This is a genomic window from Variovorax sp. GW823-FHT04F07, assembly GCF_058795995.1.
The window spans coordinates 675708-690316 of the sequence record NZ_JBXAIG010000001.1 but is presented as its reverse complement, the minus strand read 5'-3'; the positions used below and the strand labels follow the sequence as shown (position 1 = coordinate 690316).

The following is a 14609-nucleotide window of genomic DNA, read 5'->3' as shown; positions in this document are numbered from 1 at the left end:
TCGGCGGGTCAGCGCGTGGTGTAGCCACCGTTGGCGAAGATGGTCTGGCCCGTGATCCACCAGCCCTCGGTGACCAGGAAGCGCACGATGGGCGCGATGTCCTCGATGTCGGTGAGGCCCTTCTTCGAGTACTTGCTGAGCGCGGCGGCGCTGCTGTGGTACGCCACGGCCTCGGGGCTTTCCTGGCCGTAGAAGAACGGCGTGTCCATCGGGCCGGGGCCGATGGCGTTCACCGAGATGCCGCGGTCGCCGAACTCCTTGGAGGCCGCGCGCGTGTAGTGCTCCACCGCCGCCTTGGCCGCCGGGTAGATCGCATAGAACGGCGTGTAGGCCGCCAGCAGCGAGCTCACCAGCGTCACGATGCTGCCGCCGTCGGCCAGCGTGCGGCCGGCCTGCTGGATGAAGAAGAAGGCCGCCTTGGCGTTGGCGTCGAAGCTCTTGTCGTAGTCGGCCTCGGTGATGTCCAGGATCGGCTTCTTGATCACCACGCCCGCCGTGTTGATCGCGAGGTCGACCTGGCCGAAGTGCTTCACGGCCTGGTCGAACAGCTTCACGTTGTTCTCGACCACCGCGAGGTCGCCCTGCACCAGCAGCGTGTCGGCGCCCTTGGCCTTCAGCGCGGCGGCCGTCTGCTCGGCCTCGGCGCGCGAGCCGTCGCTGTTGTAGTGGATGGCGATGCCACGGGCGCCGCCGTCGACCAGTTGGTGGGCGATGAGGGCACCGAGGTTCTTGCCACCGCCGGCGATGACGGCGACCTTGTTCGTGAGCGTGCGTGCGGACATGGATGGATTCCTCTGAGTGAGTGAAAGACCCGGGACGGGATGTGTGACGAGCCGCCAGTCTATTGATCGCCAAGTTGCAGATAAATCATTCATTCAAGGCTAGACTGTTCTGAAAACCACGAACAATCAGCCACCGCCGCCATGGACCGCATCGAACTCCTCCAGGTCTTCCTGCGCGTGGCCGAAACCGGCAGCTTCACGCGCGCCGCCGACCGGCTGGCGCTGCCGCGTGCCACCATCTCGACCGCCATCCAGCAGCTCGAGGCGCGCCTGGGTTCGCGCCTGCTGCACCGCACCACGCGCCGCGTGGGCCTCACGCCCGACGGCGAGGTGCTGCTCGAGCGGGCCCGCGCGCTGGTGGCCGACATGGAAGACATGGAGCAGCAGTTCCAGCCCGCGCACAGCAGCGTGAGCGGCCGGCTCAAGGTCGATGTGCCCAGCCGCATCGCGCGGCTGCTGATCGCGCCGGCGCTGCCCGATTTCTTCGCACGCCATCCGGCGGTCGAGCTCGAACTGGGTTCCAGCGACCGCGCGGTCGACCTCGTGCTCGAAGGCGTGGACTGCGCCCTGCGCGTCGGCCCGCTCGCCAGCAGCAGCCTCGTGGCCCGGCCGCTGGGGCATTTCACGCTCATCAACTGCGCCAGCCCCGCCTACCTCGCGCGCCACGGCACGCCGCGCACGACGGCCGACCTGCCGCAGCACATGGCGGTCAACTACGCCTCGCCGACCAGTGGCCGCTCCGCGCCCTGGGAATGGCAGCTGCGCGACGGCGAGACCCAGACGCTGCGCCTGCGCAGCCAGGTGGCGGCGAACAACGCCGAGACCTACATCGCCTGCGCACTGGCGGGGCTGGGGCTGATCCAGATCCCGGCCTACGACGTGCGCGAGCACCTGGCGGCCGGCGAGCTGGTGGAAGTGCTGCCCGACGCGCGCGCCGAGCCGCTGCCGGTGCACCTCGTCTACCCGCACCGGCGCAACCTGTCGCGGCGGGTGCAGGCCTTCGCGGGCTGGCTCGACACGCTGCTGGCTGCCACGCTCGATGCGCCCTCGCCCGCCGGCCGGGCTTCGCGCAGCGCCTGAGTCTTACGCCGGCACGCGACCGGCCCGCTCGCGCACGAAGGCCACGAAGCGCGCCAGCGCAGGATGCGAAGCTTGCGCGGGCCACACGAGGCTGGTCTCGCACACCGGCAGCGTCACGCGGCGGCGCCCCACGCCCTTGAACTCGTGGACCTGCCGGTAGACCACGCCCGCGCGCCGGAACTGCATCACGCTGTGCGGCACCCAGGCCGCGCCGATGCCGCCCGACACGAGGTTGACGATGGTCTGCATCTGGATCGCCTCCTGCGCCACCTGGGGCGTGCGCCCGGCCGCGTGGTAGAGGCCAAAGATCGCGTCGTGCAGCGAGGGCACGATGCGGCGCGGAAAGATCACGAGCGGCTCGTCGAGCACCTCGGCCAGCGGCACGGGCCGCGCCTCGGCCAGCCGGTGCTGGGCCGGCAGCGCGAGCACCAGCGGCTCCACCTCGACCGGCAGGCAGGCCAGCCCCGGCGGCGCGGCGCCCGGCGAATGCAGCATCAGGCCGGCGTCGATCTCGCCGCGCGCGAAGGCTTCGAGCTGCACGTCGCCGGTGGCCTCGACCAGCTCCAGCGCCACCTCGGGGCACAGCACGCGGAACTCGCGCACCCAGGCCGGCAGCTGTTCGAAACCGACCGTCGAAACGAAGGCGATGCGCACGCGCCCCACCTGCCCCGCCGCCGCCGCACGCGCCCGCGCCGGCAGCGCCTGGGCGCGCGCCAGCAGTTCGCGCACGTCGGGCAGCAGCGCCTCGCCGGCCGGCGTGAGCGCGACGCGGCGGCGCGTGCGGTCGAACAGCACCACGCCCAGCGTTTTCTCGAGCTGGGCAATGGCCTGCGTGACCGGCGGCTGCGTCATGTGCAGGCGCTGGGCGGCGCGGCCGAAGTGCAGTTCTTCGGCCACAGCCACGAACTGGCGCCAGGCGCGCAGGTCGATGAGGGCTTCATTCATATGCCAAGCATATCAATCCATGCTTTAAATTGGATTGGAACCAATCAATCAGAAGTCCGATACTTGGCGCTCCCCTCACGATCTCCCACGACAGAAGAGACACCATGGACACCAAGACCATCCAGATCAACCGCCGTAGCGCGAACATCACCGAAGGCAAGAGCCGCGCCCCCAACCGCTCGATGTTCTACGCCATGGGCTACGAGGAAGGCGACTTCAAGAAGCCGATGGTCGGCGTCGCCAACGGCCACAGCACCATCACGCCCTGCAACTCGGGCCTGCAGAAGCTGGCCGACGCGGCCATCGCGGGCATCGAGGAAGCCGGCGGCAACGCGCAGGTGTTCGGCACGCCCACCATCTCCGACGGCATGGCGATGGGCACCGAAGGCATGAAGTACTCGCTGGTGAGCCGCGAAGTCATCTCCGACTGCATCGAGACCTGCGTCGGCGGCCAGTGGATGGACGGCGTGCTGGTGGTCGGCGGCTGCGACAAGAACATGCCCGGCGGCCTCATGGGCATGCTGCGCGCCAACGTGCCCGCCATCTACGTCTACGGCGGCACCATCCTGCCGGGCCGCTACAAGGGCCAGGACCTGAACATCGTCAGCGTGTTCGAAGCCGTGGGCCAGAACGCCGCCGGCAACATGAGCGACGAAGACCTGCACGAGATCGAAAAGCGCGCCATTCCCGGCACCGGCTCCTGCGGCGGCATGTACACGGCCAACACGATGTCGAGCGCGTTCGAGGCGCTGGGCATCTCGCTGCCCTACTCGTCGACCATGGCGAACCCGCACGACGAGAAGGCCAACTCGGCCAAGGAATCGGCCAAGGTGCTGATCGAGGCCATCAAGAAAGACCTGAAGCCGCGCGACATCGTGACCAAGAAGGCCATCGAGAACGCGGTGGCGGTCATCATGGCCACCGGCGGCTCGACCAACGCGGTGCTGCACTTCCTGGCCATCGCGCACGCGGCTGGCGTGGAGTGGTCCATCGACGACTTCGAGCGCATGCGCAAGAAGGTCCCGGTGATCTGCGACCTGAAGCCCTCGGGCAAGTACCTCGCGGTCGACCTGCACCAGGCCGGCGGCATTCCGCAAGTGATGAAGGTGCTGCTCAAGGCCGGCTTGCTGCACGGCGACTGCATCACCATCAGCGGCCAGACCATCGCCGAAGTGCTCAAGGACGTGCCCGACGTGCCGCGCGCCGACCAGGACGTGATCCGCCCGATCGACAACCCGATGTACGAGGAAGGCCACCTCGCCATCCTGAAGGGCAACCTGTCGCCCGAAGGCGCGGTCGCCAAGATCACCGGCCTGAAGAACCCCGTCATCACCGGCCCGGCGCGCGTGTTCGACGACGAGCAGTCGGCGCTGCAGGCCATCCTGGCCGGCAAGATCGTCGCCGGCGATGTGATGGTGCTGCGCTACCTCGGCCCCAAGGGCGGCCCGGGCATGCCGGAAATGCTGGCCCCCACGGGCGCACTGATCGGCGCGGGCCTGGGCGAGAGCGTCGGCCTCATCACCGACGGCCGCTTCTCGGGTGGCACCTGGGGCATGGTGGTCGGCCACGTCGCGCCCGAAGCGGCAGCGGGTGGCACCATCGCGTTCGTCAACGAAGGCGACTCGATCACCATCGACGCGCACGAACTGAAGCTCGAACTCAACGTGCCCGAAGCCGAACTCGCCAAGCGCCGCGAAGGCTGGACGCCGCCGGCCCCGCGCTACACGCGCGGCGTGCAGGCCAAGTTCGCGTTCAACGCCTCGAGCGCGAGCTCGGGCGCGGTGCTCGACAAGTTCTAAAGCGGACTCAGCCCATCATCCAAGCGCCGTAGCCGAAGGCAGCAAAGCCCAGGCCGACGATCGCGAAGATGGCCCGGGCTTCGAAATCCATCGCCGGGGGAAAGCTCTGCACGACGAAGTGCAGCAGCGCCCCCGCGCCGATGGTGAGAAAACCCGCACCGAACTGCTTCATCGCACTGTCGTCGGGATAGAGAAACACCAGCGCGAAGCCGGCCAGGAACACCACGTTGGCCAGCACCGTGCCGCGCGTGCGCCATTTCTTCTGCGTGGGCGTCGCCTCGCGCACCGGCGCCGGCCGGCCCTTGCGGCCCTCCTTGAGCGCCATGCCGGTGAAGAACAGGCCGAACATCGTCGGAAAGCCGCCGAAGAGGCCGAGCCCCCAGACGATGCCCCACATGTTCTGGAAGTCGGCCACCAGTGCCTGGGCCGGGTCAGTGGTGCTGTAGCGCACCTCGACCGCATCGCCCCATTCCTTGTCCGACAGGCTGCCGCCCAGCCCCTTGACGCGGCGTTTCTGCCCGTCGGCTGCGGTGTATTCGACGAGGGGTGCGCGCGTGGTGGTGACGTAGCCCTTGCTGTCCTTGCTGCGCTCTTCCACGAACTCGACCAGGCTGCCTTGCGTGCTGACCGTGCCCGCGATCGACTGGTAGCGCTGCCAGCCCACCGTGACCGCGCCGTACAGGCCGGCGCAGCCGATCAGCAAGGCGCCAATGCCTGCGCCCCAGAAGAAGGTCTTGAAACGACCGACCAGCGCGCCGACAGCCGGCCCGACCAGCAGCGACAGCCCGAAGACGAGCAAGGCGCGGGTGGCGGCTTCGTCGTCCATGGCGCGCGTCCTGTCGGCATGCGGCGCGGGTGACGGAGCCGCGCGGTCAGCGGCGCGGGCGCTGCTGACCGTTGCTGGTGCGCAGGCCCATGTTGGTCTTCTGGCGGTCGATGCGCGCCTGCTTGCGCCGCTCTTCGCGCTCGATGACCTTGCGCTTGGTATAGCCCGATGAATCGGCCCAGGCCCACCAGGCCAGCGCCAGCGCGAACGGGCTCAGCACGATCCACCAGCTCCAGCCGGCGACCATGCCCACTTCGAAATATTTGAGGGCTACACCGAGCAGGCCCAAGAGCAGAAACCACATCGCGAATACCCTCCGAGTTGGTCGGTATCGCCGCCGGTGCGTGTGCACCGCGCTACCTACAATCGCGTTGGATCGAATGTAACTCAGCCCTTACGAAAACAGTCCCCATGAAAAGAACGATGTTGATGGCAGCCCTGGGCCTCGGCCTCGCGGCGCCCGCCTTTGCCGACCTGGCCCTTGCCACGTCGAAGAACTGCATGAGCTGCCACGCGGTCGAACGCAAGGTGCTCGGGCCGTCGTTCAAGGACATCGCGGCCAAGTACAAGGACGACAAGGGCGCAGCCAACTCGCTGGCCACCAAGATCATCAAGGGCGGCTCGGGCGTGTGGGGCCCGGTGCCGATGCCGGCCAACAACCAGGTCAGCGAAGCCGATGCGAAGAAGCTCGCAGCCTGGGTGTTGTCGACAAAGTAACCGGCAGCAAAACGAAGCGCGCGGCGGCGCGCCCAGTCAGATGCTCGGGTTGATGTCGCTGGGCACCGGACGGCGCTCGATGCGGTCCTCGAGCTGCCCGATGTGCGCCGCCACCGTGTTGTCGGTCTGGTCCGAACGCAGCTTGACCGCGCTTTCCAGCTGATCCATGCGCGCCAGCAGCGCCGTGTGCCGGTCGGCGTTGTGCGACATGTGCTGCTTCTCCTGTGCTTCCAGGAAGTTGCGCAGCTCGGTGAAGCGCGAGGCCTCGGCCTTGTCGGCGAGGTCGCGCTGGGTCTGCATTTCCTTCGTGTGGCGCTTGGTCTCCAGCAGCACCGAGCTGTGCAGGTACAGCACGTACACGAGGAAGAAGGCTGCGAGCACGGCCGTGAGCCCCAGCATGATCAGCCCCAGCGGCGCCGACACGCTCATGAAGCCCAGCCACACGTCGGTGGGTGCCGACAACGTGCCCCAGTTCAGCGCGGCAAGCCCCGCGATGAGCAGCACGATGACAAAAAGAAAAGCGGATCTCACGCCCATGTGGCGCCTCCTTGCAAACAACCGATCACGATGACAAAAGCCGCGCGCCTGTCGTGGCGCGCGGTGACGACATCGGTTTTACCTCAGCCAGGAGGCCGCTTTGGTGCACATGGCCGCACAAACGGCCATGTCCTACACCTCGATACAGCAGGTTCGTGACAACTGTTCCGGAATGGCCGGATTCGGCCAATCCCGGGGGTTCAGTTCGTCTCGGACAGCTGATCGAGGATCGCCGGATTTTCGAGCGTCGAGGTGTCCTGCGTGATCGCCTCGCCCTTGGCGATGCTGCGCAGCAGGCGCCGCATGATCTTGCCGCTGCGCGTCTTGGGCAGGTTGTCGCCGAAGCGGATGTCCTTGGGCTTGGCGATGGGGCCGATTTCCTTGGCGACCCAGGCGCGCAGCTCGTTGGCGATCTGCTTGGCTTCTTCGCCGGTCGGGCGCGCGCGCTTGAGCACGACGAAGGCGCACACGGCCTCGCCCGTCACGTCGTCGGGACGGCCCACCACCGCGGCCTCGGCCACGAGGTCGGTCTTGGACACCAGCGCCGATTCGATTTCCATCGTGCCCAGGCGGTGGCCCGACACGTTGAGCACGTCGTCGATGCGGCCCGTGATGCGGAAGTAGCCGCGGTCGGCACTGCGCACCGCGCCGTCGCCGGCCAGGTAGATCGTGCCGCCCATCTCTTCGGGGAAATAGCTCTTCTTGAAGCGCTCGGGGTCGTTCCAGATCGTGCGGATCATCGAGGGCCACGGCCGCTTGATGACCAGCATGCCGCCCGCGCCGTTGGGCAGGTCCTTGCCGGTCTCGTCGACGATGGCGGCCATGATGCCCGGCAGCGGCAAGGTGCACGAGCCCGGCACCAGCGGCGTGGCGCCCGGCAGCGGCGTGATGACGTGGCCGCCGGTCTCGGTCTGCCAGAAGGTGTCGACGATCGGGCAGCGCTCGCCGCCGATGTTCCGGTGGTACCACATCCACGCTTCGGGATTGATCGGCTCGCCGACCGAGCCGAGGATGCGCAGGCTGGTCAGGTCCCAGTTCTTCGGGTGCACCTTCTCGTCGCCTTCGGCCGCCTTGATGAGCGAGCGGATCGCGGTGGGCGCGGTATAGAAGATCGAGACCTTGTGCTTCTGGATCATTTCCCAGAAGCGCCCCGCATGCGGGAAGGTCGGGATGCCTTCGAACACGACCTGCGTGGCGCCGGCCGCGAGCGGGCCGTAGGCGACGTAGGTGTGGCCGGTGATCCAGCCGATGTCGGCGGTGCACCAGAACAGGTCTTCGGGACGGATGTCGAAGGTCCAGTCCATCGTGAGCTTGGCCCACAACAGGTAGCCGCCGGTGGCGTGCTGCACGCCCTTGGGCTTACCGGTGGAGCCCGAGGTGTAGAGGATGAACAGCGGGTGCTCGGCATTGACCGGCACGGGCGCGCACTCGGTGCTCTGCCCTACCAGCGCTTCGGTGAAGGTCTTGTCGCGGCCCTCGACGCGGTTCCACGCGGTGGGCGTGCGCTCGTACACGAGCACGGTCTTGAGCGTGTCGCAGCCGCCCAGCGCGATGCCGTCGTCCACGATGGCCTTCAGCGGCAGTTCCTTGCCGCCGCGCAGCTGGTAGTTGGCGGTGATGACGGCCACGGCGCCCGCGTCGATGATGCGTTCCTGCAGCGCCTTGGCCGAGAAGCCGCCGAACACCACGCTGTGGGTGGCGCCGATGCGCGCGCAGGCCTGCATGGCGACCACGCCTTCGATGGTCATCGGCATGTAGATGATGACGCGGTCGCCCTTTTTAATGCCCTGCGCTTTCAGCGCATTGGCGAACTGGCTCACGCGGGCCAGCAGTTCCTTGTAGGTGACGCGGGTGACGGCGCCGTCGTCGGCTTCGAAGACGATGGCGGTCTTGTTCTCGACCGGGGTGCCGATGTGCTTGTCCAGGCAATTGGCGCTGGCATTGAGCTCACCGTCGCCGAACCATTCGTAGAACGGGGCCTTCGATTCATCGAGGGTGCGGGTGAAGGGCTTCGTCCACTGGAGGTTGTCCTTGGCCAGACGGGTCCAGAAGCCTTCGAAGTCCTGTTCGGCTTCCTTGCACAGCGCCTCGTAGGCGGCCATGCCGGCAATGCGGGCGCCTTCGGTGGCGCGGGCGTCGGGCGGGAACACACGGTTCTCGACCAGGACGGATTCAATATTCTTCGATGCGCTGCTCATGCTCTTGTCTCCTGATTGAATGCGGCCGTAATGTCGGGGCACGCACTTACGGGCCACTGACGGGGTCGATGTTAGTTCGCAGGGTTATCACGAGTGCGTCACTGGGAGACCTCTAGAATCGCCCGACTTTTTACACCTGTCTTCTTACTCCCCATGTCCGCCCCCGATCCTTTCGACGCCCGGAACGCGCCCGTACCAGCGCGCAGTTCCCCGCTGAAGCCACTGCCCCGGCTCATCTTCGCGAGCCGCTGGCTGCAGCTGCCGCTGTACCTGGGGCTGATCGTGGCGCAGGGCGTGTACGTGGTGCACTTCCTGGTCGAGCTGCTGCACCTGGTCGAAGCCGCCTTCGGCAACAAGGACGCGCTGCAAGCCCTCATCGCGAGCATCGGCTACAAGACCACCGCCCCGGTCGGTTCGCTCAACGAGACGGTGATCATGCTGGTGGTGCTGGCGCTGATCGACGTGGTGATGATCTCCAACCTGCTGATCATGGTGATCGTGGGCGGCTACGAGACCTTCGTGAGCCGCATGGACCTCGAAGGCCACCAGGACCAGCCCGAGTGGCTGAGCCACGTGAACGCCTCGGTGCTCAAGGTGAAGCTGGCCACCGCCATCATCGGCATCAGCTCGATCCACCTGCTCAAGACCTTCATCAATGCGGACAACTACACCGACAAGGTGCTGATCGCGCAGACCGTGATCCACATCGCGTTCCTGTTCTCGGCCATGGCCATCGCGTACACCGACAAGCTGATGAACGAGGCGGCCGCCGCCAACGCCCACCACTGAGGGCCAGTTAAGCCGCATCCCAGGCCGGCACTTCGGTGAAGCGCTCGGCCAGGAAATCGAGCAAGGTGCGCAGCGCAGACGGCATGTGCTTGCGCGAGGCGTACACCGCGTACACCCCCAGCACCTGCGGCTCGTGATCGGGAAAGAGCGACACCAGCTCGCCCGATTGCAGCAACCCCGACGTCAGATAGGTGGGCAGCATCGCGATGCCCGCCCCGGCCCGCGCCAGCGCCATCAGGCTGGCCGCGTCGTTGGTCGAGAGGTTGCCGGCCACGGCCACCGAGACCGGCAGGCCGTCGGCCTTGCGCGTGAAGTTCCACAGGCTGCGGCCGAAATACGAATGCGTGAGGCAGTTGCGCTGCGCCAGCTCTTCCACGCGCTGCGGCTGGCCGTGCGCCTTCAGGTAATCGGGTGTCGCGCAGACCACCGAACGGCACACCGAGAGCCGGCGTGCGATGAGGTTCGGATCGATCTCGGACGACACGCGGATGGCGAGGTCGATGCGCTCGTCCACCAGGTTCACCGCGCGATCGAGCAGCACCAGGTCCACCGCCACGCCCGGATAACGCCGCACGTAGTCGGCCACCGCGCCGGCCAACTGCGCCTGCGCGAACGAGGTGCTGGCGGTGATGCGCAGCTGCCCGCTCGGCGCCTCGGCCGGATGGCGCACCGCGGCCTGCATGTCGCCCGCGAGTTCGAGCACCTGGCGGCAGCGCGGCAGCAACTCTTCGCCAGCGGCCGTAAGGCTCAGGCGGCGCGTCGTGCGGTGCAGCAGGCGTGCGCCGGTCCATTGCTCCAGCTCGGCCACGTAGCGCGTGACCACCGGGCGCGACAGGTCGAGCTTGTCGGCCGCGGCCGAGAGGCTGCCCGCGTCCACCACGGTCACGAACACCCGCATTGCGTTCAATCGGTCCATTCGAACGATTTTAGGAATAAAGAAGCGCGGAATTCGAGGTATTTCTTTCGAAACCAGAAACCTAAGATGCGGTTCATCCCCTTCCCAACTTTTGACTGGAGTCCCTCATGAGCCACATCGCCATCCTCGGCGCCACCGGACGTGCCGGCGGTCGCCTTCTCGAAGAAGCGCTGCGCCGCGGCCACACCGTGACGGCCATCGCCCGCCATGCCAGCGCAAAGCTGGCCGGCCGTGCCAACGTCAAGACCGTCGATGCCGACGCGCTCGACGCCGCCGCCCTCGAAAAGGCCGTGGCCGGCCATGACGCCGTGTTCAGCGCGGCGCATTTCGCCACCGTGCCGCCCGCGGCCGTCATCGAGCCCGTGAAGCGCGCGGGCGTGAAGCGCCTGCTCGTGGTCGGCGGCGCCGGCAGCCTGTTCGCAGCGCCCGGCCTGAAGGTGATCGACACGCCGAACTTCCCCGATGCCTACCGCGCCGAAGCCACGGCCGGCGGCGTGTTCCTGGACGCGCTGCGCAACGAGAAGGACCTCGACTGGACCTTCCTCTCGCCCTCCGCCGAGTTCGTCGAAGGCGAGCGCACCGGCAAGTTCCGCCTCGGCAAGGACGAGCTGCTGGTGAGCGCCGAAGGCCGCAGCTGGATCACGTTCGAGGACTACGCGATCGCGTTCATCGACGAGCTCGAGAAGCCTGCGCACTCGCGCCAGCGCTACACGATCGGCTACTGATCGACCGGCCGGCAACGAAAAAGGACCCTCGCGGGTCCTTTTTTCATGGGGGCTGCGGAGCGGATCAGCGACCGGTCATGTTCTCCGGCACCACCCACGCATCGAACTGTTCGGCCGTCAGGTGCCCCGACGCAATCGCCGCCTCGCGCAGGCTCGTGCCTTCCTTGTGCGCCTTCTTGGCGATGTAGGCCGACTTGTCGTAGCCGATGTGCGTGTTCAGCGCCGTCACCAGCATCAGCGAGCGCTGCACCAGCTCCGTGATGCGTTCGCGGTTCGGCTCGATGCCCACGGCGCAGTGGTCGTTGAAGCTCACCATGCCATCGGCCAGCAGGCGCACGCTCTGCAGGAAGTTGTGCGCCACCATCGGACGGAACACGTTCAGCTCGAAGTTGCCCGAGGCGCCGCCGATGTTGATGGCGACGTCGTTGCCGAACACCTGTGCGGCCAGCATCGTGACGGCCTCGCTCTGGGTCGGGTTGACCTTGCCCGGCATGATCGACGAGCCCGGCTCGTTCTCGGGAATGCTCAGTTCGCCAATGCCGCTGCGCGGGCCGCTCGCGAGCCAGCGCACGTCGTTGGCGATCTTGTTCATGCTGGCGGCGAGCGTCTTGAGCGCGCCGTGGGCATGCACCAGCGCATCGACGCTGGCCATGGCTTCGAACTTGTTCGGTGCGGTCACGAACGGCAGGTTCGTGAGCTTCGCCAGTTCGGCCGCGACCTGCTCCGCATAGCCCTTGGGCGCATTGAGCCCGGTGCCGACGGCCGTGCCGCCCAGCGCCAGTTCGCACAGGTGCGGCAGCGCGGCGCGCACGTGCGCCTCGCCGTGCGCCAGCTGCGCCACGTAGCCCGAGAACTCCTGGCCCAGCGTGAGCGGCGTGGCGTCCTGCAGGTGGGTGCGGCCGATCTTCACGATGTCGGCGAAGTCTTCAGCCTTCTTCGCCAGCGTGCCGCGCAGCTTGGCGATGGCGGGCAGCAGCTTGTGCGTGATGGCTTCCACGGCCGCCACGTGCATGGCGGTGGGGAACACGTCGTTGCTCGACTGGCTGCGGTTCACGTCGTCGTTCGGGTGCACCAGGCGCCCTTCCCCGCGCTCGCCGCCGAGCAGTTCGCTGGCGCGGTTGGCCAGCACCTCGTTGACGTTCATGTTGCTCTGCGTGCCCGAGCCGGTCTGCCAGACCACCAGCGGGAACTCGCCCGGGTGCTTGCCGGCAATGACCTCGTCGGCCGCGGCCACGATGGCGTGGGTCTTCTTCTCGTCCTGCAGGCCCAGTGCGTGGTTGACCACCGCCGATGCGCGCTTGACCTGGGCCAGCGCCTTGATGATTTCGCGCGGCTGCTGCTCGCCGGAGATGTCGAAGTTCTGCAGCGAGCGCTGCGTCTGCGCGCCCCACAGCTTGTCGGCCGGCACGTCGATCGGGCCGAAGGTGTCGCGCTCGGCACGGGTCTTGGGAGAAGTCGTCATGAGAAAAATGGCTCCACAGTCTTGGATGGTTGCGCCCGCTCACCGGGCGCGGTGCCGAGTATGGTCTCAATAAGAATGGCTCGCATCTGACGAGGCCTTTCGCCCGGGTCCCACAGACACGATACGCCCGTGGGTTGACTCGCGTCATGCCAAAAAGTTATAATTAGCGGCTTCCGACGACCAACAAGTCATGTTGGTCACCCTTGCACTACTCGCGGATCAGCGAATCCCGTCGCGGTGCAAGGCCCTTCACGCCGGGCCCAGCCCGGCAAACCGGCCGGATCTTTTTTCCGGCCCCATTGCCACGTCACGCTCATCCAGGCGGCGCCCCTCGACCAGGCCCGTTGTCTGCGAATGAAGCATCCGGCGGGCACTGGCTTCGTCGCCAAGTCGTCTTCAGTGCCTGTCGGCAGCCCTCGGGGCTCGCCGGGCCATTGCATGCGCATGCGCAATCTTCATGCGCGCTGTCGGGCAGCTCCCTCATCGGGCTGATGGCGTGGCCGTTGCCGCCCTCCGGGGCGGTGCTGTGTCCACCCTTCACTCAAGGAGCCCCGGCATATGGCCAAAGGAATTCTCATCGACCATGTCTTCAAGGTGTTCGGCGACTCGCCCGAACAAGCCCTCGAGCTGGTCCGCCAAGGTTTTTCCAAGAAGGAAATCCTGGCGAAGACCGGCCAGTCGATCGGCGTGTTCGATGCCACCTTCGAGATCCAGGCCGGCGAGATCTTCGTGATCATGGGCCTGTCGGGTTCCGGCAAGTCGACGCTGGTGCGGCTGCTCAACCGGCTCATCGAGCCGACCGCCGGGCGCATCGTGATCGACGGCGCCGACATCAACGAGCACTCCGACAGCAAGCTGCGCGCGCTGCGCCGCAAGGACATCAGCATGGTGTTCCAGTCGTTCGCGCTCATGCCGCACATGACGGTGCGCGAGAACACCGCCTTCGGCCTGGAGCTGTCGGGCACGCGCAAGAAAGACCGCCTCGCACAGGCCGACCTCGCGCTCGCGCAGGTGGGCCTTTCGGGCTGGGGCGACAGCTACCCCGACGAGCTCTCGGGCGGCATGCAGCAGCGCGTGGGCCTAGCGCGCGCGCTGGCGTCCGACCCGTCGATCCTGCTGATGGACGAGGCCTTCTCGGCGCTCGACCCGATCATCCGCACCGAGATGCAGTCGGAGCTGCTGCGGCTGCAGCAGGTGCAGCGGCGCACCATCGTCTTCATCTCGCACGACCTGGACGAAGCCATGCGCATCGGCGACCGCATCGCGATCATGAAGGACGGCCACGTGATCCAGGTCGGCACGCCCGACGAGATCCTGCGCAGTCCGGCCGACGACTACGTGCGCAGCTTCGTGCGCGGCGTGGACGCGGCGGCGGTGTTCAAGGCGGCGGACATCGCGCGCAAGTCGCTCACCGTGGTGTGCGAACACCCCGAGCGCGGCGCACGCGCGGCGCTCAAGCTGCTGGAAGACCAGGACCGCGACTTCGCCTACGTGACCAGCCCGACCAAGCGCTTCCTGGGCGTGGTGTCGGCCGACACACTGCGCGGCGCGCTCGACGGGCATTCGGGCCCGCTCGGCTTGCAGCACGCCTTCCTCGAGGACCTGCCGCGCATCGACGCCGAAGCCCCCGTGGCCGGCCTCATCGGCCAGCTCGCGCAGGCGCCGTGCGCACTGCCGGTCGTGGCCGGCGACGGCCGCTTCTGCGGCGCGATCAGCAAGACGACGCTGCTGCGCTTCCTCGACCGCGACACGCCGCCGATCGAACCCGTCTCGCCGCACGCCGCGCCCGCACTCGCCGCCGAGCCGCACTGAATTCACGAAGGACCTTGAACG

General features: G+C 67.3%; 14 protein-coding genes. 6 read left to right on the top strand and 8 right to left on the bottom strand.

Going from position 1 to position 14609, the window contains the following annotated elements:
• Window positions 1–8: 8 nt before the first annotated feature.
• Window positions 9–782, bottom strand: a complete 774-nt coding sequence (locus AC1RAA_RS03195; RefSeq protein ID WP_070060483.1) for an SDR family oxidoreductase — start codon at window positions 780–782, stop codon at window positions 9–11.
• A gap of 141 nt (window positions 783–923) precedes the next feature.
• On the opposite strand from AC1RAA_RS03195, the gene AC1RAA_RS03190 reads away from it, so the two are divergent.
• Window positions 924–1862: a LysR family transcriptional regulator gene (locus tag AC1RAA_RS03190; RefSeq protein ID WP_492726430.1), complete on the top strand. Its 939-nt coding sequence runs from the start codon at window positions 924–926 to the stop codon at window positions 1860–1862.
• A gap of 3 nt (window positions 1863–1865) precedes the next feature.
• On the opposite strand, the gene AC1RAA_RS03185 is transcribed toward AC1RAA_RS03190, so the two are convergent.
• Complete coding sequence (locus AC1RAA_RS03185; protein ID WP_492726428.1) at window positions 1866–2807, bottom strand: LysR family transcriptional regulator; 942 nt, start codon at window positions 2805–2807, stop codon at window positions 1866–1868.
• Between the two features lie 104 nt (window positions 2808–2911).
• Between AC1RAA_RS03185 and ilvD the strand changes: the two genes are divergently transcribed.
• Complete coding sequence (gene ilvD, locus AC1RAA_RS03180; RefSeq protein WP_062482642.1) at window positions 2912–4606, top strand: dihydroxy-acid dehydratase; 1695 nt, start codon at window positions 2912–2914, stop codon at window positions 4604–4606.
• 7 nt (window positions 4607–4613) lie between these two features.
• Here the strand turns inward: ilvD and AC1RAA_RS03175 are convergent, their stop codons facing one another.
• Both AC1RAA_RS03175 and AC1RAA_RS03170 read right to left on the bottom strand, forming a co-directional pair.
• Complete coding sequence (locus tag AC1RAA_RS03175; protein WP_492726426.1) at window positions 4614–5432, bottom strand: DUF3592 domain-containing protein; 819 nt, start codon at window positions 5430–5432, stop codon at window positions 4614–4616.
• A gap of 46 nt (window positions 5433–5478) precedes the next feature.
• Window positions 5479–5736, bottom strand: coding sequence for a TIGR04438 family Trp-rich protein (locus AC1RAA_RS03170; protein WP_062482640.1), 258 nt, complete (start codon window positions 5734–5736; stop codon window positions 5479–5481).
• A gap of 107 nt (window positions 5737–5843) precedes the next feature.
• On the opposite strand from AC1RAA_RS03170, the gene AC1RAA_RS03165 reads away from it, so the two are divergent.
• A complete protein-coding gene (locus tag AC1RAA_RS03165; protein ID WP_095745089.1) occupies window positions 5844–6149 on the top strand; it encodes a c-type cytochrome in 306 nt (101 codons plus the stop codon).
• Window positions 6150–6185: 36 nt separating this feature from the next.
• On the opposite strand, the gene AC1RAA_RS03160 is transcribed toward AC1RAA_RS03165, so the two are convergent.
• Together AC1RAA_RS03160 and acs are read right to left on the bottom strand one after the other, a co-directional pair.
• Window positions 6186–6686, bottom strand: a complete 501-nt coding sequence (locus AC1RAA_RS03160) for a hypothetical protein (RefSeq protein WP_062482638.1) — start codon at window positions 6684–6686, stop codon at window positions 6186–6188.
• 200 nt (window positions 6687–6886) lie between these two features.
• Window positions 6887–8884 (bottom strand): acetate--CoA ligase, encoded by a 1998-nt coding sequence (gene acs / locus AC1RAA_RS03155; RefSeq protein ID WP_492726424.1) that lies wholly within the window; start codon window positions 8882–8884, stop codon window positions 6887–6889.
• 153 nt (window positions 8885–9037) lie between these two features.
• Here acs and AC1RAA_RS03150 point away from each other — a divergent pair, with 153 nt between their 5' ends.
• The gene (locus AC1RAA_RS03150; RefSeq protein ID WP_095947778.1) at window positions 9038–9673 is read left to right on the top strand and encodes a YqhA family protein; all 636 of its coding nucleotides are present in this window, start codon (window positions 9038–9040) and stop codon (window positions 9671–9673) included.
• Window positions 9674–9680: 7 nt separating this feature from the next.
• Here the strand turns inward: AC1RAA_RS03150 and AC1RAA_RS03145 are convergent, their stop codons facing one another.
• Window positions 9681–10589, bottom strand: a complete 909-nt coding sequence (locus AC1RAA_RS03145; protein ID WP_159277143.1) for a LysR family transcriptional regulator — start codon at window positions 10587–10589, stop codon at window positions 9681–9683.
• 107 nt (window positions 10590–10696) lie between these two features.
• On the opposite strand from AC1RAA_RS03145, the gene AC1RAA_RS03140 reads away from it, so the two are divergent.
• A complete protein-coding gene (locus tag AC1RAA_RS03140; protein ID WP_159271968.1) occupies window positions 10697–11314 on the top strand; it encodes an NAD(P)-dependent oxidoreductase in 618 nt (205 codons plus the stop codon).
• A gap of 64 nt (window positions 11315–11378) precedes the next feature.
• Here AC1RAA_RS03140 and fumC read toward each other — a convergent pair whose 3' ends face one another.
• Window positions 11379–12776 (bottom strand): class II fumarate hydratase, encoded by a 1398-nt coding sequence (fumC, locus tag AC1RAA_RS03135; RefSeq protein ID WP_095947781.1) that lies wholly within the window; start codon window positions 12774–12776, stop codon window positions 11379–11381.
• Between the two features lie 558 nt (window positions 12777–13334).
• On the opposite strand from fumC, the gene proV reads away from it, so the two are divergent.
• Complete coding sequence (gene proV / locus AC1RAA_RS03130) at window positions 13335–14588, top strand: glycine betaine/L-proline ABC transporter ATP-binding protein ProV (RefSeq protein WP_070060474.1); 1254 nt, start codon at window positions 13335–13337, stop codon at window positions 14586–14588.
• Window positions 14589–14609 lie beyond the last annotated feature (21 nt).

Bases quoted from the DNA above. Each gene is read 5' to 3' on its own strand.
- AC1RAA_RS03145 (WP_159277143.1), bottom strand. From the start codon at position 10,589: ATGGACCGATTGAACGCAATGCGGGTGTTCGTGACCGTGGTGGACGCG.
- AC1RAA_RS03165 (WP_095745089.1), top strand. From the start codon at position 5,844: ATGAAAAGAACGATGTTGATGGCAGCCCTGGGCCTCGGCCTCGCGGCG.
- ilvD (WP_062482642.1), top strand. From the start codon at position 2,912: ATGGACACCAAGACCATCCAGATCAACCGCCGTAGCGCGAACATCACC.
- AC1RAA_RS03150 (WP_095947778.1), top strand. From the start codon at position 9,038: ATGTCCGCCCCCGATCCTTTCGACGCCCGGAACGCGCCCGTACCAGCG.
- AC1RAA_RS03175 (WP_492726426.1), bottom strand. From the start codon at position 5,432: ATGGACGACGAAGCCGCCACCCGCGCCTTGCTCGTCTTCGGGCTGTCG.
- proV (WP_070060474.1), top strand. From the start codon at position 13,335: ATGGCCAAAGGAATTCTCATCGACCATGTCTTCAAGGTGTTCGGCGAC.
- AC1RAA_RS03185 (WP_492726428.1), bottom strand. From the start codon at position 2,807: ATGAATGAAGCCCTCATCGACCTGCGCGCCTGGCGCCAGTTCGTGGCT.
- AC1RAA_RS03190 (WP_492726430.1), top strand. From the start codon at position 924: ATGGACCGCATCGAACTCCTCCAGGTCTTCCTGCGCGTGGCCGAAACC.
- AC1RAA_RS03140 (WP_159271968.1), top strand. From the start codon at position 10,697: ATGAGCCACATCGCCATCCTCGGCGCCACCGGACGTGCCGGCGGTCGC.
- AC1RAA_RS03195 (WP_070060483.1), bottom strand. From the start codon at position 782: ATGTCCGCACGCACGCTCACGAACAAGGTCGCCGTCATCGCCGGCGGT.
- acs (WP_492726424.1), bottom strand. From the start codon at position 8,884: ATGAGCAGCGCATCGAAGAATATTGAATCCGTCCTGGTCGAGAACCGT.
- fumC (WP_095947781.1), bottom strand. From the start codon at position 12,776: ATGACGACTTCTCCCAAGACCCGTGCCGAGCGCGACACCTTCGGCCCG.
- AC1RAA_RS03170 (WP_062482640.1), bottom strand. From the start codon at position 5,736: ATGTGGTTTCTGCTCTTGGGCCTGCTCGGTGTAGCCCTCAAATATTTC.
- AC1RAA_RS03160 (WP_062482638.1), bottom strand. From the start codon at position 6,686: ATGGGCGTGAGATCCGCTTTTCTTTTTGTCATCGTGCTGCTCATCGCG.